The organism is Pantoea sp. R13S299 (genome assembly GCF_048515925.1).
Taxonomy (GTDB): Bacteria; Pseudomonadota; Gammaproteobacteria; order Enterobacterales; family Enterobacteriaceae; genus Pantoea.
In genome coordinates, this window is sequence record NZ_JBLYEF010000001.1 from 2,223,266 (window position 1) to 2,247,593 (window position 24,328).

Below are 24,328 nucleotides of genomic sequence, written 5' to 3' on the forward strand. Positions count from 1 at the left end.
ATCAGAGATCGTCTGTATAACCCAGGCTGCGCAGTGCACGTTCGTCATCTGCCCAGCCGGATTTCACTTTCACCCACAGTTCGAGATGCACTTTCGCTTCGAACATCTCTTCCATGTCCCTGCGCGCTTCTGTTCCTATGACTTTGATTTTGGCGCCTTTGTTGCCAATCACCATCTTCTTCTGCCCTTCACGCTCAACCAGGATCAGACCATGGATGTCGTAACCGCCGCGTTCGTTGGTGACGAAGCGCTCAATCTCAACCGTGACCGAGTAAGGCAGTTCAGCACCCAGGAAGCGCATCAGTTTTTCACGGATCATCTCTGACGCCATGAAACGCTGTGAGCGGTCGGTGATGTAGTCTTCCGGGAAGTGATGATCGGCCTGCGGCAGATGCTTGCGGGTAATTGCCGCGATGGTATCAACATTTTTGCCATGCTCGGCAGAAATAGGCACGATATCGAGGAAGTTCATCTGCTGGCTCAGGAACTGCAGATGCGGCAGCAGAATGCTTTTATCCTGAATGTTGTCGACCTTGTTGATCGCCAGTACAACCGGCACTTTGTTGTCGCGCAGTTTGCCCAACACCATCTCATCATCTGGCGTCCAGCGAGTGCCTTCAACCACAAAGATCACCAGCTCTACGTCGCCAATCGAACTGCTGGCGGCGCGGTTCATCAGACGGTTAATCGCGCGCTTCTCTTCCATGTGCAGACCCGGGGTATCGACGTAGATCGCCTGATATTCGCCCTCGGTGTGAATGCCCATGATGCGGTGGCGCGTGGTTTGCGGCTTACGCGAGGTGATCGACACCTTCTGCCCCAGCAACTGGTTCAGTAAGGTGGATTTACCGACGTTTGGTCGGCCAACAATCGCGACAAAGCCGCAATAAGTAACGTTTTCGCTCATTCGAGTCCTGAATTGTTCAGCGCCTGAAGCGACGCTGAAAGAGTGCTATTTGAGTCATATGTCATTCAGCGTCTTCTGACGCCGTGATAGAACTGTCAGAGGGTGATTGATTCAGCGCCGGTTGCGGCACCTGTCACCCCGACAGACCTATTCGAGACCTAATTTTATCAGTGCCTGCTCAGCCGCTGCCTGCTCAGCTTTACGACGGCTGGAGCCGACGCCGACGACCGGCTCGGCCATACCACTCACCTGACAGTGAATGGTGAATTCCTGATCGTGGGCTTCGCCACGCACCTGCACTACCAGATAACTTGGCAGCGGCAGATGTCGTCCCTGCAGATACTCCTGCAGGCGCGTTTTCGGATCTTTTTGTTTGTCGCCCGGACTGATTTCGTCCAGACGGCTCTGATACCAGTCGAGGATCAGCTGCTCTACCCGCTCAATACCGCTATCGAGGAAGATACCGCCAATCAGCGCTTCCACCGTATCTGCAAGGATCGATTCACGACGGAAACCGCCGCTTTTCAGCTCGCCTGGCCCTAAGCGCAGACACTCGCCAATATCAAATTCGCGGGCCATTTCAGCCAGCGTATTGCCGCGCACCAGCGTGGCGCGCATGCGGCTCATGTCACCTTCATCCACCCGCGGGAAGCGGTGATAAAGGGCATTCGCAATCACATAGCTAAGAATTGAATCGCCAAGAAATTCCAGGCGTTCGTTGTGCTTACTGCTGGCGCTGCGGTGAGTCAGTGCCTGCTGTAACAGTTCCGAATGAATAAAAGTGTAGCCCAGTTTGCGCTGAAGCTTGTTAATCAGGATGGGGTTCATGCGATTCCAGTTCTTTGTTGCGTCTGTGACTCTGCATACCAAACGGGGCTGGCAATCCAACACGTTCCGTTTGGTGTGCAGTGGCCTCCCTGAGGAGGCCACCCGATTTGCCTGTTAATCAGACAATATTATTAGTGGATACCGCCGATGCGACTGAATCGCACGCCGGTTGGCCACTGGCCTTCTTGTTTCTCAAAGCTCATCCAGATAGCGACCGCTTTACCGACCAGATTACGCTCCGGGACAAAGCCCCAGTAGCGGCTGTCGGCGCTGTTATCACGGTTATCGCCCATCATGAAGTATTGCCCTTTCGGCACGACCCAGCTCGACTGCGGCTGACCCGGCTGCTGATAATACATGCCTGCCTGACTCTGCGCTTCGTTTACCAGCAGAATGTCATGCGTCACGTTACCAATCGTCTCTTTGCGGGTGGCCAGGCGCAGACCACCGCGCAGGGTATCGCCCTGCGGCACCTGATAGAAACCGTTGCCGGTTTCGTTGCCATCAAAGCCGCTAAAGGTCTGAATAAAGTTACTTGGCTCAACGTCGGTGTAGGTCACCGCTAACGCAGTGTCACAGGCTTTATCGTCGCTACAGGTCGGCTTCACCGTCAGCGTTTTGCTGTAAGGATCATAGATGACTTTGTCGCCCGGCAGACCGATAACGCGCTTGATGTAATCCAGGCTCGGATCTTTCGGGTATTTAAATACCGCGATATCGCCGCGCTTCGGCTGACCGGTCGGGATCAGCGTCGTCTGAGTAATCGGATCCTTGATCCCGTAAGCGAATTTCTCCACCAGGATAAAGTCACCAATCAGCAGCGTTGGCATCATCGAACCAGAGGGAATCTGGAACGGTTCGTAGATAAACGAACGCACGATGAAAACCACAGCCAGCACCGGGAATACAGACGCGGTGGTCTCAACCCAGCCTGGCTTAGCAGCAACCTTCGCCAGCGTTTTGCTGTCGAGCGAGTTCCCGGTCTGAGCCTGTACTTCAGCCTGTTTCGCGCGACGCGCGGGTGCCCATTTAAAACGATCAATTACCCATACGATGCCAGTAATCAGCGTCGCTATCGCCAGAATCAGGGCGAACATATTAGCCATTGGAAATCCTTATTTGCTGTCCTTACCGACATGCAGAATGGCGAGGAACGCTTCCTGTGGCAGCTCAACGTTACCAACCTGCTTCATTCGCTTCTTACCATCTTTCTGTTTCTGCAACAGTTTCTTCTTACGGCTCACGTCACCGCCGTAACACTTGGCGAGAACGTTTTTACGCAGCTGTTTAACCGTTGAACGCGCGATAATGTGGTTACCGATGGCCGCCTGAATCGCAATATCGAACTGCTGACGCGGGATGAGCTCTTTCATCTTCTCAACCAAATCGCGTCCGCGGTAAGGCGCGTTATCGCGGTGGGTAATCAGCGCCAGCGCATCCACACGTTCAGAGTTGATCAGTACGTCGACGCGCACCATGTCTGAAGGCTGGAAACGTTTAAAGTTGTAATCCAGCGAGGCATAACCGCGCGAGGTTGATTTCAGACGGTCGAAGAAGTCGAGGACCACTTCTGCCATCGGAATTTCGTAAGTCAGTGCAACCTGATTGCCGTGGTAAACCATATTGGTCTGCACGCCACGCTTCTCAATACAAAGCGTGATGACGTTGCCCAGATACTCCTGCGGCAGCAGCATGTGACATTCCGCAATCGGTTCACGCAGCTCTTCGATATTGTTCAGGGCGGGCAGCTTGGATGGGCTGTCGACATGAACGATATCGCCACTGGTCGTCACGACTTCATACACTACCGTCGGTGCGGTGGTGATCAGGTCGAGATCGTATTCGCGCTCCAGACGTTCCTGGATGATCTCCATGTGCAGCAGACCGAGGAAGCCGCAGCGGAAACCAAAGCCCAGCGCCGTTGAGCTTTCTGGCTCATAGAACAGCGAGGCATCGTTCAGGCTCAGCTTGCCGAGCGCGTCACGGAAGGCTTCATAGTCGTCAGAGCTGATTGGGAACAGACCGGCGTAAACCTGTGGCTTCACTTTTTTGAAGCCTGGCAGCGCTTTGTCTGCCGGGTTACGCGCGGTTGTCAGGGTATCGCCTACTGGCGCGCCGAGAATATCTTTGATGGCGCAGACCAGCCAGCCGACTTCACCGCAGTTCAGTTCATTACGATCGACACGTTTCGGGGTGAAGATGCCCAGACGGTCAGCGTTATAAACCTGGCCGGTGCTCAGGACTTTGATCTTGTCGCCTTTGCGCATGGTGCCGTTTTTCACACGCACCAGTGAAACCACGCCCAGGTAGTTATCAAACCAGGAGTCGATAATCAGTGCCTGCAGCGGGCCTTCCGGATCGCCTTCCGGCGGCGGAATGTCGCGCACTAAGCGCTCCAGGACTTCCGGTACGCCGACGCCGGTTTTGGCTGAGCAGCGCACAGCATCCGTTGCATCAATGCCGACGATATCTTCAATTTCCTGCGCGGCACGATCGGGATCGGCAGCTGGCAGGTCAATTTTGTTCAGAACCGGCACCACTTCCAGATCCATCTCCATCGCGGTATAGCAGTTCGCCAGTGTCTGCGCTTCAACACCCTGACCGGCATCAACCACCAGCAGCGCGCCTTCACAGGCGGCCAGTGAGCGGGAAACTTCATATGAGAAGTCTACGTGGCCTGGGGTATCGATGAAATTGAGCTGGTAAGTTTGGCCGTCTTTCGCGTGGTAATCGAGTGTCACGCTCTGGGCTTTGATGGTGATGCCACGCTCGCGCTCCAGATCCATAGAGTCAAGAACCTGTGAAGCCATTTCACGAGCGGTGAGGCCGCCACAGATCTGAATCAGACGGTCAGAGAGCGTAGATTTACCATGGTCGATATGAGCGATGATGGAGAAATTTCTTATGTGCTTCATTTATTGGGATATCTTCGCTTAAAATTCAGTTGAAAACCTGAGCACAGACACATTCAGGAAGATCGCTCTTTACCCACAATCCTGTCAGCCTCATTAATGACGACGCATATTACACTGTTAACGCCGCGCATAAAAGAATGGAACGTGGTGGAAGCGAAACAGATATCTGCGCAAGGCAGAATAGACAAAGGCCGCGGGATGCGCGGCCTGGACGTACGTTACGCTTCGCTTTCAACACGCAGCGCATCAGGGGGCAAGGCAATGCTCAGAATGACCGGCTGAAAAGCTTCGCGATCGCCGAATTTCATTGAAACGCCTTTAGCGACAATAAACCCGCCGATGCCGCCCAGCAGCGCACCGCAGGCCGCAGCCAGATCGCTATTGAACAGCGACTGAAACAGGCCGGCAACCACGAACAGGCCAAACAGGGGCGTCATGTAAACCAGCAGCGCCGAACCGAGCAGGCTGCTCTCTTTGATGCCTAATTCGATGCGCTGACCCGGCTGCAGTGGCTTGCTGCTGGCGATCTGCATCACGTGGGCATTCTTCGGACCGAGCTTATTCAGCATATGGCTGCCACAGCCTTTACGCGCCTGGCAGCTATTGCAGGAGGTTTTTGCTTCGGTGTGCAGCGTGGCGATGCCATCCTGCCATGCCACCACGGTGGCCCATTCTCTCATCATTTTTGTGACCCCAGGTCGATGCTGTCCGCAATACGTTTTGCGGTTGAAGGCGGTAACTCGCCGATCACCGCAATTTCGTTATTATTGCGCACAACGGTCTGAACCGTACGACGTCCAGTGCGCAATGTCTGCGTGGTGCTGGTTTTATCGGCCGGTGTCACGTTGATTGCGAAACTAAACAGACCATCGCTGTAGAGCTTCGACTCCATATTTTTGTTCAGCCCCGGCAGCGTGCGGCGGTTCTGCGACACCAGCGACATCCCGGCGGGGATCCAGCCTGGTTGCCAGGTGAGCGTAACCGGATCGCCTTTCGGCACGGAGAGCGACGGCGGCAGATTCGCTTTCTCCAGTCCCTGCATCAGGTTACGCACCCCTTCATCCACCGCAAAGCTGATCACACGGAACTGCTCCAGCGTTTCGCCATCACGATCGAGCAGGTCGATGCGCAGCGGCAGTTTGGTGTCCACATCCAGCCAGACCACATAGCTGTAACGCGTGCCATCGCGTGAAACGATGCGCAAGACATCGCACATCTGATCGGCAATGCGCGAGCGGCCCACGGTAATAAAATCGTAGGCTGTGGCGAGCTTGGTGAAGTCAGCAAAAATCACCGATGGCAAGGCATCGATAATGTGATTGCCGGGGAGCGAGAAAGGATCAAGTCCGGGTTCGAAGTAGCTGATATCGTTGCCGCGCTGGATCACTTCCCGGCGTGGCCCGTCCATCTGCAACAGCTGCGCGAATATCCGGTTATCAATCACAGCATGACGATAACGCAGCGATTCAATGCCGATGCGGGAGACGTTGATATAGGCGTATTCGTAGTTCAGGTTCTGACTTGCCTGCTCCATCTGCTGCAATAGCGCCCCGGACGCAGAAGTTTGCGCCGGGGCGGCAGATGACCACAACAGGCTGCCTGTCAGCAGGCTAACAGCATACCAAAGCGGCTTCATTACTGCTGTTGCTGTCCTAATGACTGGTTACCGGGAACATCAACCTGCGCCTGTTTTGGCGCGTCGGTTTCGAACTGCAGCTGGTCAGCGTGCAGGCGACGTTGCAGTTCATAGTCCTGCAGCATGGCATTCACGCGACGACGCTGGTCCTGAACCTGCTGATTGGAGCTGTTAGTGTCGAAGGCATCAGACGGGACGCCCAGGCTCACTGGTGAGGCTTTGCCCATCATCGGCATGGTGTTGAACACCGGCGAATCAGAAGTCTGCGTGGCACTGCCCGCAGGCTGATTGTAGTGCTGAACGCCCACGATCACTGCCAGTGAAACACAGGCCGCTACACCCACCTGAGTCAGTTGCGCAGCCCATGGGCGCGCTTTTTTCCAGAATGGCATTTTTTCCCAGCGGGAAGGTTCTGGCTGAGCTTCAGGAATCAGCGTGGTGACCGTACGCAGCGGTTCTTTTTCGATGGCGGCAGCGACGCGCGCAGAGATATCGAAATGCAGGACATCGCCCACATCACCACGGATGGTGTCGCGGATGAGATGATAGTTCGCCCAGCTTTTCTGCAATTCTGTGTCCTTAGACAAGGCGGAAAACAGCTCGTTATCTAAGGTCTCACCATCCATTAAAGCGGAAAGTTTTTCTTTCTGCATGCCTATGTACCCTTCCAGTAGCCGTTATCACTAACGTTGGATAAGCGGTTGAACTTTGTTATCAATGGCCTCTCGCGCACGAAAGATACGTGATCGAACAGTGCCTACCGGGCAATCCATAATGACGGCGATCTCTTCATAACTCAGACCGTCCAGTTCCCTGAGGGTGATTGCCATACGCAAGTCCTCGGGTAGCGCCTCGATGGTACGAAAGACAATTTGTTTCAATTCGTCAGACAACATTAAGTTCTCAGGGTTCGAAATTTCTTTTAATGCACCCGCACTTTCGAAATTTTCTGCGTCAATCGCATCCACATCGCTGGATGGCGGACGGCGCCCCTGAGCAACCAGGTAATTTTTCGCTGTGTTTACCGCAATTCGGTACAGCCAGGTATAAAACGCGCTATCGCCCCGGAAAGAGTCCAGTGCGCGATACGCTTTAATAAACGATTCCTGTACTACATCAGGCACGTCTCCCGAGGGAACATAGCGTGAAACCAAACTCGCCACTTTATGCTGGTAACGAATTACCAGTAAGTTGAACGCTTTTTGATCTCCCTTCTGTACCCGCTCGACAAGGACCTGATCCGTTAACTGCTCGCTCATCCGAGGTAATGTCTCCCCAAATTTTTCATATGCAAAAGTAACTGCCAGCACATCTCATGTTCTGAGCAAGCATGCGCTTAGAGTTGTGATGTGGTGCGAAGTTCACTTCTCGCCCTGATATTTACCGCTCCGATGGACATTACACAGGTTGTTCGTTTTCGTTCAGTGTAAGGAGCGTAAATCGCAGGCAGAGTAACCTATGACAACAGCTTTTTCATCATTAAATCCTTTAGGTTTAATAAGTTTGCTATAAAAAACCACACCTAAAGCAGGCGGATTTTAACTCACTGATTATAGGTAACTTTGAGAAATTACCTGACGAATAGTGGCGGCTGGTGTTTAAAATACTTCACAGAACCCCCCATTGCGCTTATGCTCAGACCCATTCTTGTTTAGTAAATTAAACATTATGATGAATGTGACCCCGGATTATGAGTGTGATGTCTTAATCGTTGGCAGCGGTGCCGCCGGTCTGTCGCTGGCGTTACGGCTGGCAAAACAGTATCAGGTGACCGTTCTCAGTAAAGCGCAGGTCAATGAGGGTTCAACCCTGTATGCGCAGGGCGGTATTGCAGCGGTTTTTGATGAGACGGACAGCATTGAGTCGCACATCGAAGATACGCTGATTGCCGGGGCAGGATTATGCGACCGTGAAGCGGTCTCGTTTATTGCCAGCAATGCCCGGCATTGCGTGCAGTGGCTGATCGACAACGGCGTCGCCTTTGATCTCGATCCGCAGGCGTCAGGCGATATGCGCTACCACCTGACCCGCGAAGGCGGTCACAGTCATCGTCGTATCCTGCACAGCGCTGACGCTACCGGCCACGCGGTGGAAACCACGCTGGTGAGTCAGGCATTGAGTCATCCCAACATCCGGATTCTGGAACGCACCAACGCGGTCGATCTGATTCTTTCAGATAAAATCGGCCTGCCTGGCGCTCGCCGGGTGGTGGGTGCGTGGATCTGGAACCGTAATCGCGAGCAGGTTGAAACCTGCCGGGCACGGGCCGTAGTGGTCGCAACGGGCGGTGCCGCTAAAGTCTATCAATATACTACCAACCCTGATATCGCCTCCGGTGACGGCATCGCGATGGCGTGGCGCGCGGGCTGCCGGGTCGCCAATCTCGAATTTAATCAGTTCCATCCGACCTGCCTGTTTCATCCGCAGGCGCAGAATTTCCTGTTAACCGAAGCGTTACGCGGAGAAGGTGCCTGGCTGTTGCGTCCTGATGGCAGCCGTTTCATGCCCGATTTCGATGAGCGCGCCGAACTGGCCCCGCGCGATATCGTCGCCCGGGCCATCGATCATGAGATGAAGCGGCTGGGTGTGGACTGTATGTATCTGGATATCAGCCACCAGCCTGAAGTGTTTGTTCGCGCGCACTTCCCGATGATCTATGAGAAGTTGCTGACCTTTGGCTTTGACCTCACTAAAGAGCCGATTCCGATTGTGCCTGCTGCGCATTACACCTGTGGTGGCGTGGTGGTCGATCAGCATGGACAGACCGACGTCAGTGGCCTCTATGCCATTGGTGAGGTGAGTTACACCGGTCTGCACGGCGCTAACCGCATGGCATCCAACTCGCTGCTGGAGTGTCTGGTCTATGGCTGGTCAGCAGCAGAAGAGCTGATCCGCACCCTGCCCGCCATCGAAGCTGTCACTGCGTTGCCTGCATGGGATGAAAGTCAGGTCGATGACGCCGATGAGCGCGTGGTGATCCAGCATAACTGGCACGAGCTGCGGTTATTCATGTGGGATTACATGGGAATCGTGCGCACCACCCGGCGGCTGGAAAGAGCGTTGCGCCGCATCAACCTGCTTCAGCAGGAGATCGATGAGTATTATCACCACTTCCGCCTCTCCAATAATCTGCTGGAGCTGCGAAATCTGGTGCAGGTCGCTGACCTGATGGTGCGCTGTGCGCTGGAGCGGAAAGAGAGTCGCGGCCTGCACTATATCCGCGACTATCCGGATTTACTGCCAGAGGCGCTGCCGACCATTCTGACGCCGCCGGGCTACATGAAGAGGTAGAAATCTCGCGTCAGGCTACACCACTCATCGGAATAGCGGGTGTCCGGCGCGCGGATAGCGAGACGCTCAAGCAGCGTCTCACCGGCCTGCGGCGACAGGCCAAGCACGACGCGATGCGGCGGACGATGGGCATATTCTGCCACGTCCAGCCGGAAACGCAGATGCCAGCCATCCGCCTGCGCCAGCCCGATAAACTCCTGACAGGTGGCGGTGGGCAGCACCACACAGAACATCCCCTCTTCTTCGATCAGCAACGCGGCACTGCGTAACAGCGTCTGATGATCGAGCGAGGCCGTTGCGCGTGCGCTGTCCCGAGCCGCAGTAGAACAGGCCACGCCCGGCGCGAAATAAGGGGGATTACTGACAATCAGCGAGTAACGTTTATCGCACTGCTCAGCCCAGTCGGCGATATCCTGCTGATGAACCCGAATACGTTCAGGCCATGGCGACTGTTGTACATTCTCCTGCGCCTGCCCTGCGGCTTCCGGTTCTAACTCAACCGCATCGATTTCGACCGGCGACGGCGTGCGCTGCGCCAGCATCAGCGCGATCAGCCCGCTGCCACTGCCAATATCCAGAATGCGTCTTACCCCGGCAACCGGTGCAAAGGCCCCCAGCAGGATGGCATCGGTGCCGACTTTCATCGCACAGCGATCGTGCGCGACAAAAAATTGTTTAAAGGTAAATCCGTTCTTGTTTAACTGTGGCCGTTCACGCGGCTTATCCTGCATCATTCGTCACTACCATCGTTTTTTTCCTGCCGTACGGCAGCGCATGAGTGTAACGTGACGACAGAGGGAATTCACGCGGCAGACAACCCCAGGCGCAGCCGAAACGGATTAACAGATGAAGATTCAGTCTGATCTGTCTATAATCAGCGCCCCAAACTGAGGTAGACCATGACAGTAACCACATTTTCCGAACTCGAACTTGACGAAAGCCTGCTACAAGCGTTGCAGGAAAAAGGCTTTACGCGCCCAACAGTGATCCAGGCCGCTGCAATTCCGCCCGCGCTGGAGGGCCGTGACGTTCTGGGTTCGGCACCTACAGGGACCGGGAAAACCGCCGCGTATCTGTTACCGGCGTTGCAGCACCTGCTTGATTTTCCGCGCAAGAAATCCGGGCCACCGCGCATCCTGATTGTGACCCCAACCCGCGAACTGGCGATGCAGGTTGCCGACCATGCGCGTGAGCTGGCGAAACACACCCATCTGGATATCGCCACTATCACCGGCGGCGTGGCTTATATGAACCATGCCGAAGTGTTCAGCGAAAACCAGGACATCGTGGTCGCGACCACTGGCCGTCTGCTGCAGTACATCAAAGAAGAGAACTTTGACTGCCGCGCCGTAGAAACCCTGGTGCTGGATGAAGCGGACCGTATGCTCGATATGGGCTTTGCCCAGGATATCGAAACCATCGCGGCTGAAACGCGCTGGCGCAAGCAAACCATGCTGTTCTCCGCCACGCTGGAAGGCGACAACATCCGTGACTTCGCCGAGCGTCTGCTGAACGATCCGGTTGAGCTGGAAGCGGACCCAAGCCGTCGTGAGCGCAAAAAGATCCAGCAGTGGTACTACCGCGCTGATGATCTGCAGCACAAGACCAAATTACTGATCCATCTGCTGAAACAGCCGGATGTGACGCGCAGCATCGTCTTCGTGCGTAAGCGTGAACGTCTGCATGAGCTGGTGAGCTGGTTGCACGAAGCGGGGATTCGGAGCAGCTATCTTGAAGGCGAAATGGTGCAGGCCAAGCGTAACGAAGCGATTAAGCGTCTGAGTGAAGGCCGCGTTAACGTGCTGGTGGCGACAGATATCGCCGCGCGCGGCATCGATGTTGAGGATGTCAGTCATGTCTTCAACTATGACATGACACGCACCGCCGATACCTATCTGCACCGCATCGGTCGTACCGGTCGTGCGGGCCGTAAAGGCATCGCTATCTCATTGGTTGAAGCGCACGATTTCGTGCTGCTGGGCAAAATCACCCGCTACGTGAACGAGCCAATCAAAGCGCGTGTGATCGATGAGCTGCGTCCTGAGACGCGTGCGCCAAGTGCCAAAACCACGGGTAAACCGTCGAAAAAGGTTCTGGCGAAGCGTGCAGAGCAGAAAGCCAGCGAAACTGAAAAACCACGGGTGAAAAAACGCCATCGTGATGCCAAAAATGTCGGCAAACGCCGCAAGGCAAGCGGCAGTACGCCAGCTAACGAGAATGCGGAATAAATCATCGCAAGCATAAAAAAATCGCCTCACAGGAGGCGATTTTTTTTATCTGATAATCAGTAACAGCCCTTTCACAATATTTTTACTGCCAGAACGCTTTCTTCGCGACACTGACCTGTCAAAACAGGACTGTTAACTGCTTATCTCATTCATACTATTGATAAAAATTGCTGTGTGCGCTTTGCACTTATTTTCATCACCTGTTAACTCAGGCTGATTAAAGACTTTCTGTAAAGGTACGGGTGATGACGTCGCGCTGCTGCTCAGGCGTCAGTGAGTTAAAACGCACGGCATAGCCTGAAACGCGAATGGTCAGCTGCGGGTAGTTTTCTGGATGCTTAACCGCATCTTCCAGCGTTTCGCGACGCAGCACGTTGACGTTCAGATGCTGACCACCTTCGACACGCACCTGCGGTTTGATTTCAACCGGTACTTCACGGTAAGCGAATTCGCCCAGTTCGCTGATGGCGACAACCTGATCTTCTTCGTAGCCCGCTTTTGCACACAGGCAACGCGCTTCGGCTTTCTCTTCGTCCAGCAGCCAGAAGGAGTTCAGTAGTTGTGAATTGTTTGATTGAGTGATCTGGATACCAGTAATCATGATTTCGTCTCCCGGATAATACGTGAATAAATCAAATTTGAGGCCCCCGGTATACCACTCTTCCTTCCGGCCAGCTTTGACCTGTATCAATATTAATCAGGCGTTAAGGCGGCTTTTCCGCTAAGCCGTTGATCTCAAAACGCCCGTTAACTCAAATTAATTTGTATTATTCAAATTATTTTTGCCTTCAGGTCGGCGGCTGGAACGGCTAAGCTTACGGCACTAACGTTAAGGGAGTTAAACATGGCTGAAAAGCTGACCTGGCACGACGTGCTGGCCGAAGAGAAAGAGAAACCCTATTTTATTGAGACGCTGAAGCAGGTCGCCGATCGGCGCGCTGAGGGCGTTACGGTCTATCCGCCGCAGAAAGATGTGTTCAACGCTTTTCGCTTGACGGAGCTGGGTGACGTTAACGTTGTCATCCTGGGTCAGGATCCCTATCACGGGCCGAATCAGGCGCACGGACTGGCCTTCTCAGTGCTGCCCGGCGTTCAGGTGCCGCCCTCATTGCAGAATATCTACAAAGAGCTGGTGCAGGATATTCCGGGCTTTCAGAAGCCTGACCACGGCTTTCTTGAGAGCTGGGCGAAACAGGGCGTGATGTTGCTGAACACGGTGTTGACAGTTGAAGCGGGCAAAGCCCATTCCCATGCGCGATTTGGCTGGGAGACCTTTACGGATAATGTGATTGCGGCGATTAACCAGCACTGTGAAGGGGTGATTTTTCTGCTGTGGGGTTCACATGCGCAGAAGAAAGGCAGCATTATCGATCGTCAGCGCCATCATGTGTTGCAGGCGCCGCATCCCTCGCCGCTTTCCGCGCACCGCGGCTTTTTCGGCAGCAAACACTTTTCAACGACCAATGAACTGCTGAGCGCGGCCGGTAAAAAGCCGGTGGACTGGACGCCGGTGTTACCGGCTTAACGCCAGAAAGCACACGGCCGCGTCAGTGCGCGGCCGTGTAACGGGAGTCAGGCGTTGGATCAGCTTTTAGCTTTAGACACCGCAACCATCGCCGGGCGCAGCAGGCGTCCATTCAGCGTATAGCCACGCTGCATCACCAGCATGACATGGTTAGGTTCAAACTCTTCAGACTCCATCATCGACATCGCCTGATGCACTTCCGGGTTAAATGGCACGCCGGTTTCGCCGACCACTTCAACACCGAATTTACGCACAGCGCCCAGCAGGCCTTTCAGGGTCAGTTCAATCCCTTCAATCATAGATGCCAGCTGTGGATCTTCTTTGTTCGCCACTTCCAGCGCACGTTCCAGGCTATCGATCACCGGCAGCAGTTCGTTGGCAAACTTTTCCAGCGCAAACTTGTGCGCCTTCTCAACGTCCATCTCGGCACGACGACGAATGTTCTCAATCTCTGCCTGAGCACGCAGCTGTGCATCGCGCACGCCGGTCTGCGACTGCGCTAATTCAGCTTCGAGCTGAGCGATACGCTCATCACGCGGATCCACCTCTGCCGCTGTCTCCGCTTCCTGAGGTTGCTGCTGATCCTGCTGAATTTCGTCTGAGACTTGCTCGTTTGGGGTGTTCTGTTCTTTACTACTCATGAATTTCTCCGCGTTTTGCACATTCATTTCGCTGGTTGGCTTATTATGGGGATTGGTATGACGGATTCAAGGGAACCTATCACATTGCCTTGCCGTTTTGGCTTATAAGGAACACCGACCAGATGAATAAACACTTTAACTGCATTGGTATTGTGGGTCATCCGCGCCATCCCACCGCGTTAACCACGCATGAGATGCTCTGGCGCTGGCTGACTGCCAAAGGTTATCAAGTGATCGTTGAGAAGCAGATTGCGCAGGAGCTGTCGCTTCACGACGTACAGACAGGCACGCTGGCGGAGATTGGTCAGCAGGCTGATTTAGCGGTCGTGGTGGGCGGTGACGGCAATATGCTGGGCGCAGCGCGGGTGCTGGCCCGTTATGACATCAAAGTGATTGGCATTAACCGCGGAAATCTCGGTTTTCTCACCGACCTCGATCCGGACAATGCGCAGCAACAGCTGGATGAGGTGCTGCAGGGTAACTATTTCGTCGAGAGCCGCTTTTTGCTGGAAGCGCAGGTGTGCAAATCTGACTGCTCGCCGCGTATTGGCTCCGCCATCAACGAAGTGGTGCTGCATCCCGGCAAAGTCGCCCACATGATCGAATTCGAAGTCTACATCGATGAAGTGTTCGCCTTTTCCCAGCGCTCTGATGGGCTGATTATCTCGACGCCCACCGGCTCTACCGCCTACTCACTCTCTGCAGGCGGCCCGATTCTGACGCCATCACTCGAAGCAATCGTGCTGGTGCCGATGTTCCCGCATACGCTGTCGGCACGACCACTGGTGATCAACAGCAGCAGTACCATCCGGCTGCGGTTTTCTTCACGTCGCAGCGACCTGGAAATCAGCTGTGACAGCCAGATTGCGCTGCCCATCCAGGAAGGCGAGGATGTGCTGATTCGACGCAGTGCCGGTCATCTTGATTTGATCCATCCTAAAAACTATAGCTATTTCAATACGCTGAGTTCCAAACTGGGCTGGTCAAAAAAATTGTTCTGAAAACCCGCCGCGCCTCTTTACTGGATAAAAAACCAGTTTATACTGTATGAAAAACCATATGTGTTTATTCATACAGGTGAACCTATGCTGGCCCAACTGACCATCAGTAATTTCGCTATCGTTCGTGAGCTCGACATTGATTTCCAACGCGGCATGACAGCAATCACTGGTGAGACCGGTGCCGGCAAGTCTATCGCAATTGATGCGCTGGGATTATGTCTGGGCGGTCGTGCTGATGCTGACATGGTGCGTCAGGGTGCCAGCCGGGCAGACCTCTGCGCCCGCTTCCAGCTTAAGTCCTCCCCTTCTGCCCAGCGCTGGCTGACGGATAATCATCTGGATGATGGCAACGAATGTCTGCTGCGCCGGGTGATCAGCGCTGATGGTCGTTCACGCGGCTTTATCAATGGCACAGCAGTGCCGCTCTCTCAGCTGCGCGATCTTGGCCAGTTGCTGATTCAGATCCACGGTCAGCATGCCCATCAGCTTCTGCTCAAACCCGACCACCAGAAGCATCTGCTGGATGCCTATGCCGGTCACGACGACCTGCTGCAGCAAATGCGCGCCAGCTATCAGACCTGGCATCAGAGCTGCCGCACCCTGGCGCTGCACCAGCAGCAGGCGCAGGAGCGCGAATCCCGCCGCGAGCTGTTGCAGTATCAGCTCAAAGAGCTTAACGACTTCGCACCGCAGCAGGGCGAATATGAGCAGATCGACGAAGAGTACAAGCGTCTGGCTAACAGCGGACAGCTGCTGTCGACCAGTCAGCAGGCGTTGCAGCTGTTAGCAGACAGTGATGACAATAATCTCAACAGCCTGCTCTATACCGCGCGTGAGATGATTTCTGAACTGACCTCGCTGGATGAAAAGCTGAACGGCGTTCACAACCTGCTGGAAGAGGCGGCGATTCAACTGACTGAAGCCAGCGACGAGCTGCGCCATTACTGCGACAGCCTCGATATGGATCCGAACCGCCTGTATGAACTGGAAAAGCGCATTTCACGCCAGATTGCTCTGGCGCGTAAGCATCACGTCACGCCAGAAGCACTGCCTGAGCTGCATCAGCAACTGCTGGCGGAATCGGAGCTGCTGTCCCAGCATGAGAGCGATCAGGAGAGCCTGCAATCACTGGTGGGTGAACACTATCAGGCCGCGCTTAAAAGCGCTGAGCAGCTGCATCAGCAGCGCAGCCACTTCGCTGATGAGCTGCAGCAGCTGATTACCCAGAGTATGCATCTGCTCTCCATGCCGCACGGCCAGTTTAAAATCGCGCTGACCTTTAATCCGGATCAGCTGACGGCAGACGGCGCGAGTCGCGTCGATTTCCAGGTAACAACCAACCCAGGTCAGCCACTGCAGCCGCTGGGCAAAGTCGCTTCGGGCGGTGAACTGTCACGTATCGCGCTGGCGATTCAGGTGATCACCGCGAAGAAAATGGAAACGCCGGCGATGATTTTCGATGAAGTGGATGTCGGAATCAGCGGCCCGACCGCCGCTGTTGTCGGTAAACTGCTGCGTCAGCTGGGCGAATCGACTCAGGTGATGTGCGTCACCCACCTGCCGCAGGTTGCCGGTTGCGGTCATCAGCACTTCTATGTCAGCAAAGAGACCGATGGCGCGATGACTGAAACCCACATGCAGCCGCTGGACAAGCGGGCGCGTCTGCAGGAACTGGCCCGACTGCTGGGCGGCAGCGAGGTCACACGCAACACACTGGCCAACGCAAAAGAACTTTTAGCCGCATAGCAGCGCACTTTTTTAACCCACCGTGGTCATATGCTTGCTCTGTAGAGGTTTCCAACAGCGAAAAGGTTTATTATCATCGGCACTTATGTCGCCAGAGTAATAAAGCCTGCCGCAGGCAGAGTTCAGATTTTGATGGCAAGAAAGCCGCCTGTAAAAGGCGTTTGGCCCCGGAAAAGGAATGTATAGATGCGCTGTAAAACGCTGACTGCCGCGGCAGTAGTAATGTTGATGATGACCGCCGGATGTTCCACCTTAGAGCGCGTGGTCTATCGTCCTGATATCAACCAGGGTAACTATCTGGTTGCCAACGATGTGGCCAAGATCCATACCGGTATGACACAGCAGCAGGTGGCTTACACCCTCGGTACGCCGATGATGAAAGACCCGTTTGGCAGCAACGTCTGGTATTACGTTTTCCGTCAGGAGCCAGGTCATGAGCGCGTGAAGCAGCAGACGCTGACGCTGAACTTCGATGGCAACGGTGTTCTGACTAACATCGACAACAAGCAGAATCTGTCACCGAACAACGACTGATTGAACGACAGACCGTTTGAAACGGCAGACAGCAAAAAGGCGCACTGAGCGCCTTTTTTTATGCCTGCTATCCGCTGAATCTGGCGGGATAACGACTTATTTTTTGCTTTCTGCCGCCCGCTCTGCGCGTTGACGACGCAGCTCTTTCGGATCGGCAATCAGCGGACGATAGATCTCAATACGATCGCCCTCATGAACCTCATCATCCAGTTTCACTGGCCGACTGTAGATGCCGACCTTGTTGCTGGCGAGGTCAATCTCCCGACGCAGTTCCAGCAATCCTGATTTCAGGATGGCCATTTCAACCGTGCTGCCCTGCTCCACTTTCACGTAAAGCTGATACTGCTTTTCAGGCAAGGCGTAGACCACCTCGACGGAGATATCAGGCACGGTAGACCTCTTTGGCGCGCTGAGTGAAGGCCTGTACCATGCTGTTGGCCAGCTCTTTGAAGATACGTCCAAAGGCCATCTCTACCAGCATGTTGGTGAATTCGAACTCCAGGCTTAACTCAACCTTGCAGGCGTCGTCACCCAGCGAGACGAACGTCCAGCCGCCGGTCAGCTTACGGAACGGTCCATCTACCAGTTGCATATGAATGCTCTGGTTATCCGTGAGGGTGTTGCGGGTGGTAAACGTTTTGCTGATGCCCGCTTTCGATACATCCACCGACGCCGTCATCTGATTATCAGATGCATCCAGCACGCGGCTTCCGGTGCAACCCGGCAGGAATTGCGGATAGGCATCCACATCATTTACAAGTGTGTACATCTGCCCGGCACTAAACGGGACCAGCGCCGAACGACTAATCTGAGCCATAATGGTTCCTGTTCATCACAAAACCGCTGAATAATAGCATTTTCAGCGATTAAACAAAAATGTCCCCGTGTGAGGGTGTGCTAGAATATCCCGTTTCCTGCCGCCCCGCTGGACTGGGGATGCGATAACCGACTAAGTGATGTAAAATACGCCGCACTATGACAAAGAAAAAAGCACACAAACCCGGTTCTGCCACTGTTGCCATGAACAAACGCGCCCGCCACGAGTACTTCATCGAAGAGGAGTATGAAGCGGGATTGTCGTTACAAGGATGGGAAGTTAAGTCACTTCGTGCCGGTAAAGCCAACATCAGCGACAGCTATATTCTGCTGCGCGATGGCGAAGCCTTTCTGTTCGGTTCAACCTTTCAACCCTTAGCCGTTGCCTCCAGTCACGTGGTCTGTGACCCGACGCGCAGCCGTAAGCTGCTGCTGAAGCAACGTGAACTCGACTCCCTGTATGGCCGCGTTAACCGCGAAGGTTACACCATCGTGGCACTGTCGCTGTACTGGAAGAATGCCTGGTGCAAACTGAAGATTGGTGTTGCACGCGGTAAGAAAGAGCACGACAAGCGCGACGATATCAAAGACCGCGAATGGCAGTTAGACAAAGCACGTATCATGAAGAATTCAAAGCGTTAAGCACTGGATTTTTATTTGTTTTGTTGCTAGTATTTGAAGTTCTGGGGCTGATTCTGGACTCGACGGGATTGTGAAGCCTTAGGAGCATGCCGAGGGGCGGTTTGCCTCGTAAAAAGCCGCAAAAAAATAGTCGCAAACGACGAAAACTACGCACTAGCAGCTTAATAACCTGCTTAGAGCCTTCTCTCCCTAGCTTCCGCTCTTAAGACGGGGATCAAGAGAAGTCAAACCCAAAAGAGATCGCGTGAATACCCTGCCTGGGGTTGAAGCGTTAAATCCAATCAGGCTAGTCTGTTAGTGGCGTGTCTGTTCGCAGCTAACCGGCGAATGTAAAAACTGACTAAGCATGTAGTGCCGACGGTGTAGTAATTTCGGACGCGGGTTCAACTCCCGCCAGCTCCACCAAATTCTTGGTTGATGGTTACCAGAACCATCATCGAAGTCCTGAGAGCCCGCAAGGTGAAAACCTTGCGGGCTTTTTTGTGTCTGTAATCTTCCGAGACGATCCGCCTGAATCCAGAGATAATTGGTACACGCAATAATCTGGGCCAGAAACGTGTACCAATTATGGACGGAAATCAGTCATGGCGCGGATTACACGCCCCCTCACCAATAACGAAGTCCTCAAAGCTAAGCCTCAAGAGAAAGACTTTACGCTGCATGATGGCGATGGGCTTTTCCTGCTCATCAAAACGTCCGGTAATAAGCTGTGGCGTTTTCGCTACCAAAGGCCAGCGACAAAGCAGCGCACAATGATGGGCCTCGGTGGCTTCCCTGCCCTATCGCTGGCAGATGCCAGACGCCTGCGCGCTGATTACCTCTCCTTACTCGCTAACGCATTGACCCACAGATGCAGGCCTAGCAGGTCACAGAACTGCAGCAGACAGCGTTGGACAGTATTTTCTCAACCGTGGCAGCTAATTGGTTTGCTTTGAAACAAGCCAGCGTTACGCCGGATTACGCTAAGGATATCTGGCGTTCTCTCGAGAAAGATGTTTTTCCTGCCATTGACGAAATTCCAGTGCAGGAAATCAAAGCGCGTAAGCTTGTAGAAGCACTTGAGCCAATCAAGGCCCGAGGTGCTCTTGAAACAGTGCGCCGCTTGATACAGCGTATTAACGAGATTATGATTTATGCTGTTAACACGGGTTTGATTGATGCTAATCCTGCTTCTGGAATCGGTATGGCTTTTGAAAAGCCCAAAAAGCAAAATATACCAACACTGCGACCGGAACAATTACCGAAGCTTATGCGTTCTTTGGTAATGTCTAACCTATCTGTATCAACTCGTTGCTTAATTGAATGGCAACTTCTAACACTTGTGCGTCCTTTTGAAGCTTCTGGTACACGATGGGCAGAGATAGATTTTGATGAAAAACTTTGGATAATTCCAGCCGAACGGATGAAAGCTAAGCGCGAACATGTTGTTCCATTATCACCGCAAGCGCTAGAAATATTGGAGGTGATGAAGCCCATCCGTGCTCAGCGCGAACACGTATTTCCAAGCAGAAATGATCCTAAGCAAGCGATGAATAGCCAGACGGCTAATGCAGCATTAAAGCGCATAGGATATGGTGGTAAATTGGTGGCTCATGGTTTACGTTCAATCGCGAGCACAGCAATGAATGAGAAGGGTTTTAATTCCGACGTGATCGAATCAGCCTTGGCTCATTCAGATAGGAATGAAGTAAGACGCGCGTATAACCGCACTACATACATTGAACAACGAAAGTTAATAATGGATTGGTGGGGACAATATGCTCAGAACAAAGAATAATTACGGCATTTTTTCATTAGTTAACTAATTATCAGCATAAGGAATCACTATGATTTTAACTAAAGTTGAACTAGGTCCATTTCGTTCTATAAACACGTCACAGGCTTGTAGTATTGATGCACGTACAACGGTTCTTGTTGGTATGAACGAAGCCGGGAAAACTGTTTTCCTGCAAGGTATACATAAAGCTAGTGATGCTTTGGGATTAGAACAGTTTAATGTAATAGAAGATTATCCGAGAAAAGATCTTACTCGTTACAATAAAATTCATCAGACCAACCCTGAAAATGCCATCAAGCTTACATACAAACCTGAAGATGATGAAATAAACAGAATTAATAGAATGTATGGTACAAATCTTGAATTCGGTTTTACCTACTCTATATCTACAAATTATAACAATAAAAGAAGCATAGAAATTTCTGTAGATGAAGGCCCTGTAATATCTAAAATTATAAAAACTGGTAACTTTACGTCTGATACAATAATTGCCATTAAAGAGAGTAAGAGCATCAGACAAATCGTTGAAAAGCTTGAATCATTAGATTTAAATGAAAGCGAACAGAAAACACTACAATTACTTGAAGCTAGAATAAAAAAATCTAATTGGGATAGTGTCGTTCAGTATGAGGTATTTAAAGACCTTGATGACTCTATACCTAAAACATTATATTTCAGTGAATACGATATCCTTCCAGGAAAGTTAAACATAAAAGACTTATTGCGTAGGCATAAACTTTCAGAAACTGACCCGGCACAATTAACTCCTAAACATAAATCTATGTTAGCCCTACTGAGGATGGCTGATGTCAATATTGAAGATCTTTCTGACATTGATGGTTATGAGTCTCTTAAAGCCAAAATAGAAGGTGTTTCCAATAGCTTAACAGATCAGATAATGACCTTCTGGAAACAAAATGAAAATATTGAAGTCGTCGTTGACATTCAGAGCGATTCTAGAGATGAGGCCCCCTATAATGATGGTGCTAATATCTATCTTAGGATAAAAAATAGCAGACATAGGGTTACAACACCTTTTGATAAAAGAAGTCGTGGATTTATATGGTTTTTTAGTTTCTTAGTTTGGTTTGATAGTGTTCAGTATCAGGTCGATGCAGAAGAGGAAGACAGAAAGTTAATCTTACTCCTCGATGAACCGGCCTTAGCTCTACATGCTTTAGCTCAATCTGACTTTTTGAAATATATTGACCATTTATCAGAAAACCATCAGGTACTTTATACTACTCATTCTCCGTTTATGGTTCATTCTGATCGGCTTAATCAAGTTCGCATGGTCGAAGATAAGGATAAGATCGGAACAATAATAACTGATAATCTTTCTAGCTCAGACCCTAAAACTATATTCCCTCTTCAGGCTGCACTAGGATGGGATATTGCACAAAATCTATTCATATCAAAAAGAAATCTTTTAGTTGAAGGCCCATCCGAACTTATCTATTTAAAACACATGTCTGCCATACTCGAAGAAAAAGGTAGAGTAAGCCTCGATGAAAGTATCACTATAGTACCAACCGGAGGACTGGACAAAATAATCACTTTTATTGCATTACTTGGAGCAAATGATCTTAGCCTTGCCGTTCTCCATGATTATGAGGGAAAAACTAATCAGAAGTTGGATGAGCTGATAAGAAATAAAATTATTCATCCCAAGGCAATAAAGCATACATCAATGTATATTGAAAAAAACGATCAGCCAAGTGACATTGAAGATTTAATATCAACGAAATTATATATTGATTATTTCAATAAAACATTTGAAAAGCATTTGCAAGGTAAAATAAAAATAACTGATTTACCCGCCGGTTCAAGGATAGTTGAGAGGTTAAATAAATATTTAAAAGATAATGATATTCTGTTGCGTCCTTCAGGTGGATTTAATCATTATCTTGTAGCATCTACTTTTGGAGCAAACCCGCCTAAAACTATCGATGAGAAGACCATAATCCATTTTGAGAATCTTTTCAAAGACATTAATGGAGTGTTGATAATTTAGCGGTTATATAAACATGTGGGGGTTCGTCCCCCACTTTCCATTTGGTATTAGGTAAGACTACTTGATTAAGAATTTTTAGAAGTAGATGTAAGGCTTTTCATCCCGCAAAAACAATACTATTAACTAACCTCAGCGATCATCTGATGATTTTTTGCGATAAAACCATCCCATTACCTCTTTTTCCATTGATAGCAAATTCTCCCCCATGCGCGCGCTCGTGGCCCCGCCACGCCTGCCCGCTTTATGCAGCGGTTTTCGTGCACCTGCATGATTAGGCCTGAGCCGCGCCGCTGCTGGCCTTGTCTGCCGTTCCGGGGTGCCGGAAACTCATGCGTTTTCATGCAGCATAGACATGCACTCACGCAGCGGACGTAAAAAAGCCCGGCACTAGCCAGGCTTCAGTTGGTTCCTGAGCCTACGGCTCAGAAAAGTTTACGCTTGCTGCGGTCGGTTCTAGCTCCCCGGAAAGAATGTGCACCGCTCACGCTCAGCACGTCATCCCGGAACATCAGCGGCTGGTTTACGCTCGCCCATCGCTTAATGAGCTTCTGGACATATAAGCGGTATAGCGTGTCGGCATCGTTCGCGCCTTCGATAACCCCCGGTGCATGCGTTGAGCCATTCCGTTCAAACTGGCTGTACTTCATCCTGAGCAGGCTGCCCAGCTCGGTGCCATGAATGATAAAGAAGTCATCACATCCGTTATGCCCTCATGACAGAACACGTAAGCATTAGCCTTGCGCCCGGTCACGTCGGCCACCACCGGCAGCTGCTTTTCCTTTTCGGCAATCAGCCCGGCAAGGTCTGATGCCGTTTCCTGCTGCTCCAGATACTCCGCGCGCAGCGTCTTCATCTCCGGCGTGACGTTGCCGCCATTCTGTCCCAGTAGTTCACGGAAGCGTGCCCGGTTATCGCGGCTTGTCTGCTCCATTTCGGCCTTACGCTGGCGCAGCCCGCTGAGATTTTCAGTGGCGGCCTTTTCAGTCTGTCGTGCCTCCAGCCAGGCCAGCATCTTTGTGTTGAGGTCTTCGATATGCAGCCGCCATTCAGAGGATAACCGCTACTCAATGGAGACTGCCATCATGGCTACGGTCCTTAATTCCCCATACCCTCAGTTTGTTTTCGTCTTTGCCGCCGTGCGCCGTACCGAGCGCCAGCAGCGTATCCAAATGCTCCGCACCGTTGCCGCTGATGAACGCGCCGCCCGCCTGACGCTGGCCCGCGATTACGTACTGTCACTTGCAGCCCGCATGCCGGTCCGGGAGGTGCGCGCATGACTCACGCCACCATTTCCCACGCCGACCTGTTACGCCTTGAGCACCTGCGTAACGCCGGGCGCTTTATCAGTGACATGACCCTGCTTCAGGAGTGCCACGAACAACCACCGGCCACACAGCAGGCGCAGCTGAACTCGCTTATTTTCATCATCACCGAACAGTTGGACGGAGTGGTTAACCGCTGTCAGGACGGCTGGATGAACGGGGAGGTTGAGCCATGAGCACACGTACCCTTTCCCCCGAACTGCGGTCCGCGCTTTCACGCCGCGCGGTGGCCTGCGCCTGGCTGACCGTCTGCAGCGAGCAGAAGCGCTATCCCGGCCTGACGCTGGCGCGTCTTGAGCGCGCCATTGAAACCGAGCTGGAAAGCTTCTATCTGCGCCAGCACGGACGCCTGCGCGGTCAGGAAATTGCCTGCGCGCTGCTCGACGACCTGCTGGCCGCCGGGCCGCTGAAGTCGGCACCGTGCCTGAGCTTTCTGGGACAGGTGGTGATGGATGAGCTCTGCGGGCGTCTCAAAAATGCGCCGGTGCTGCACTGAGTGAGAACA

At 52.4% G+C, this 24,328-nt stretch carries 24 protein-coding genes, 1 other RNA gene and 2 pseudogenes; 13 read left to right on the forward strand and 14 right to left on the reverse strand.

Features of this window, described 5'->3' with window-relative positions; translation table 11 throughout:
* Position 1 precedes the first annotated feature (1 nt).
* From era to rpoE, 8 genes are all read right to left on the reverse strand, one after another.
* The gene (gene era / locus ACN1CO_RS10645) at positions 2–907 is read right to left on the reverse strand and encodes a GTPase Era (RefSeq protein ID WP_419138900.1); all 906 of its coding nucleotides are present in this window, start codon (positions 905–907) and stop codon (positions 2–4) included.
* A 147-nt stretch (positions 908–1,054) separates the two neighbouring features.
* Positions 1,055–1,735: a ribonuclease III gene (gene rnc / locus ACN1CO_RS10650; protein ID WP_419138901.1), complete on the reverse strand. Its 681-nt coding sequence runs from the start codon at positions 1,733–1,735 to the stop codon at positions 1,055–1,057.
* A 131-nt stretch (positions 1,736–1,866) separates the two neighbouring features.
* Entirely contained in the window at positions 1,867–2,841 is a 975-nt protein-coding gene (gene lepB / locus ACN1CO_RS10655; protein WP_090958577.1) for a signal peptidase I, read from the reverse strand.
* A gap of 9 nt (positions 2,842–2,850) precedes the next feature.
* On the reverse strand, positions 2,851–4,650 hold the full coding sequence (gene lepA, locus ACN1CO_RS10660; protein WP_419138902.1) for a translation elongation factor 4: 1,800 nt from the start codon (positions 4,648–4,650) through the stop codon (positions 2,851–2,853).
* Positions 4,651–4,868: 218 nt separating this feature from the next.
* Positions 4,869–5,333 carry a SoxR-reducing system protein RseC gene (rseC, locus tag ACN1CO_RS10665; protein WP_090958571.1) on the reverse strand — a complete coding sequence of 155 codons (465 nt, stop codon included), beginning with the start codon at positions 5,331–5,333 and terminating at the stop codon, positions 4,869–4,871.
* On the reverse strand, positions 5,330–6,286 hold the full coding sequence (rseB, locus tag ACN1CO_RS10670) for a sigma-E factor regulatory protein RseB (protein WP_419138903.1): 957 nt from the start codon (positions 6,284–6,286) through the stop codon (positions 5,330–5,332). The genes rseC and rseB overlap by 4 nt, the downstream gene beginning before the upstream one ends.
* Complete coding sequence (gene rseA / locus ACN1CO_RS10675; protein WP_419138904.1) at positions 6,286–6,939, reverse strand: anti-sigma-E factor RseA; 654 nt, start codon at positions 6,937–6,939, stop codon at positions 6,286–6,288. The genes rseB and rseA overlap by 1 nt, the downstream gene beginning before the upstream one ends.
* A 30-nt stretch (positions 6,940–6,969) precedes the next feature.
* The gene (gene rpoE / locus ACN1CO_RS10680) at positions 6,970–7,545 is read right to left on the reverse strand and encodes an RNA polymerase sigma factor RpoE (RefSeq protein ID WP_013358764.1); all 576 of its coding nucleotides are present in this window, start codon (positions 7,543–7,545) and stop codon (positions 6,970–6,972) included.
* A 412-nt stretch (positions 7,546–7,957) separates the two neighbouring features.
* On the opposite strand from rpoE, the gene nadB reads away from it, so the two are divergent.
* Positions 7,958–9,577, forward strand: a complete 1,620-nt coding sequence (gene nadB / locus ACN1CO_RS10685; protein ID WP_419139016.1) for an L-aspartate oxidase — start codon at positions 7,958–7,960, stop codon at positions 9,575–9,577.
* On the opposite strand, the gene trmN is transcribed toward nadB, so the two are convergent.
* Positions 9,562–10,311 carry a tRNA(1)(Val) (adenine(37)-N(6))-methyltransferase TrmN gene (gene trmN, locus ACN1CO_RS10690; RefSeq protein WP_419138905.1) on the reverse strand — a complete coding sequence of 250 codons (750 nt, stop codon included), beginning with the start codon at positions 10,309–10,311 and terminating at the stop codon, positions 9,562–9,564. The two genes, nadB and trmN, sit on opposite strands and share 16 nt — an antisense overlap.
* A 165-nt stretch (positions 10,312–10,476) precedes the next feature.
* Between trmN and srmB the strand changes: the two genes are divergently transcribed.
* Positions 10,477–11,805: an ATP-dependent RNA helicase SrmB gene (srmB, locus tag ACN1CO_RS10695; RefSeq protein ID WP_419138906.1), complete on the forward strand. Its 1,329-nt coding sequence runs from the start codon at positions 10,477–10,479 to the stop codon at positions 11,803–11,805.
* A gap of 217 nt (positions 11,806–12,022) precedes the next feature.
* Here the strand turns inward: srmB and grcA are convergent, their stop codons facing one another.
* On the reverse strand, positions 12,023–12,406 hold the full coding sequence (grcA, locus tag ACN1CO_RS10700) for an autonomous glycyl radical cofactor GrcA (protein WP_010672180.1): 384 nt from the start codon (positions 12,404–12,406) through the stop codon (positions 12,023–12,025).
* Positions 12,407–12,649: 243 nt separating this feature from the next.
* Between grcA and ung the strand changes: the two genes are divergently transcribed.
* The gene (ung, locus tag ACN1CO_RS10705) at positions 12,650–13,330 is read left to right on the forward strand and encodes a uracil-DNA glycosylase (RefSeq protein WP_090958557.1); all 681 of its coding nucleotides are present in this window, start codon (positions 12,650–12,652) and stop codon (positions 13,328–13,330) included.
* A 59-nt stretch (positions 13,331–13,389) separates the two neighbouring features.
* Here the strand turns inward: ung and grpE are convergent, their stop codons facing one another.
* Complete coding sequence (gene grpE / locus ACN1CO_RS10710; RefSeq protein ID WP_010257683.1) at positions 13,390–13,971, reverse strand: nucleotide exchange factor GrpE; 582 nt, start codon at positions 13,969–13,971, stop codon at positions 13,390–13,392.
* Between the two features lie 122 nt (positions 13,972–14,093).
* Between grpE and nadK the strand changes: the two genes are divergently transcribed.
* The 3 genes from nadK (at position 14,094) to bamE (ending at position 17,252) form a co-directional block, all read left to right on the forward strand.
* Entirely contained in the window at positions 14,094–14,972 is an 879-nt protein-coding gene (gene nadK, locus ACN1CO_RS10715) for an NAD(+) kinase (protein WP_003848582.1), read from the forward strand.
* A gap of 84 nt (positions 14,973–15,056) precedes the next feature.
* Positions 15,057–16,718, forward strand: coding sequence for a DNA repair protein RecN (gene recN / locus ACN1CO_RS10720; RefSeq protein ID WP_419138907.1), 1,662 nt, complete (start codon positions 15,057–15,059; stop codon positions 16,716–16,718).
* 186 nt (positions 16,719–16,904) lie between these two features.
* Positions 16,905–17,252, forward strand: coding sequence for an outer membrane protein assembly factor BamE (gene bamE / locus ACN1CO_RS10725; RefSeq protein ID WP_090958551.1), 348 nt, complete (start codon positions 16,905–16,907; stop codon positions 17,250–17,252).
* Between the two features lie 96 nt (positions 17,253–17,348).
* On the opposite strand, the gene ACN1CO_RS10730 is transcribed toward bamE, so the two are convergent.
* Both ACN1CO_RS10730 and ACN1CO_RS10735 read right to left on the reverse strand, forming a co-directional pair.
* Positions 17,349–17,642 carry an RnfH family protein gene (locus ACN1CO_RS10730; RefSeq protein WP_419138908.1) on the reverse strand — a complete coding sequence of 98 codons (294 nt, stop codon included), beginning with the start codon at positions 17,640–17,642 and terminating at the stop codon, positions 17,349–17,351.
* Positions 17,635–18,069 (reverse strand): type II toxin-antitoxin system RatA family toxin, encoded by a 435-nt coding sequence (locus tag ACN1CO_RS10735; protein ID WP_419138909.1) that lies wholly within the window; start codon positions 18,067–18,069, stop codon positions 17,635–17,637. Before ACN1CO_RS10735 ends, ACN1CO_RS10730 begins: the two co-directional genes overlap by 8 nt.
* A 158-nt stretch (positions 18,070–18,227) precedes the next feature.
* On the opposite strand from ACN1CO_RS10735, the gene smpB reads away from it, so the two are divergent.
* From smpB to ACN1CO_RS10755, 4 genes and pseudogenes are all read left to right on the forward strand, one after another.
* Positions 18,228–18,710 (forward strand): SsrA-binding protein SmpB, encoded by a 483-nt coding sequence (gene smpB / locus ACN1CO_RS10740; protein ID WP_010257694.1) that lies wholly within the window; start codon positions 18,228–18,230, stop codon positions 18,708–18,710.
* Between the two features lie 43 nt (positions 18,711–18,753).
* Positions 18,754–19,115: a transfer-messenger RNA gene (ssrA, locus tag ACN1CO_RS10745) on the forward strand.
* Positions 19,116–19,294: 179 nt separating this feature from the next.
* Positions 19,295–20,487: pseudogene (locus ACN1CO_RS10750) on the forward strand (integrase domain-containing protein).
* Positions 20,488–20,536: 49 nt separating this feature from the next.
* A complete protein-coding gene (locus ACN1CO_RS10755) occupies positions 20,537–22,501 on the forward strand; it encodes an ATP-dependent nuclease (protein WP_419138910.1) in 1,965 nt (654 codons plus the stop codon).
* Positions 22,502–23,144: 643 nt separating this feature from the next.
* Here ACN1CO_RS10755 and ACN1CO_RS10760 read toward each other — a convergent pair.
* Positions 23,145–23,513 carry a hypothetical protein gene (locus tag ACN1CO_RS10760; RefSeq protein WP_419138911.1) on the reverse strand — a complete coding sequence of 123 codons (369 nt, stop codon included), beginning with the start codon at positions 23,511–23,513 and terminating at the stop codon, positions 23,145–23,147.
* A 43-nt stretch (positions 23,514–23,556) separates the two neighbouring features.
* On the opposite strand from ACN1CO_RS10760, the pseudogene ACN1CO_RS10765 reads away from it, so the two are divergent.
* The 3 genes and pseudogenes from ACN1CO_RS10765 to ACN1CO_RS10775 all read left to right on the forward strand — a co-directional run.
* Positions 23,557–23,778: pseudogene (locus tag ACN1CO_RS10765) on the forward strand (host cell division inhibitor Icd-like protein); the annotation flags it as partial.
* Positions 23,775–23,999 (forward strand): hypothetical protein, encoded by a 225-nt coding sequence (locus ACN1CO_RS10770; protein ID WP_419138912.1) that lies wholly within the window; start codon positions 23,775–23,777, stop codon positions 23,997–23,999. The pseudogene ACN1CO_RS10765 and the gene ACN1CO_RS10770, both read left to right, overlap by 4 nt.
* Positions 23,996–24,319: a DUF5375 domain-containing protein gene (locus ACN1CO_RS10775; protein WP_419138913.1), complete on the forward strand. Its 324-nt coding sequence runs from the start codon at positions 23,996–23,998 to the stop codon at positions 24,317–24,319. Before ACN1CO_RS10770 ends, ACN1CO_RS10775 begins: the two co-directional genes overlap by 4 nt.
* Positions 24,320–24,328: the final 9 nt, after the last annotated feature.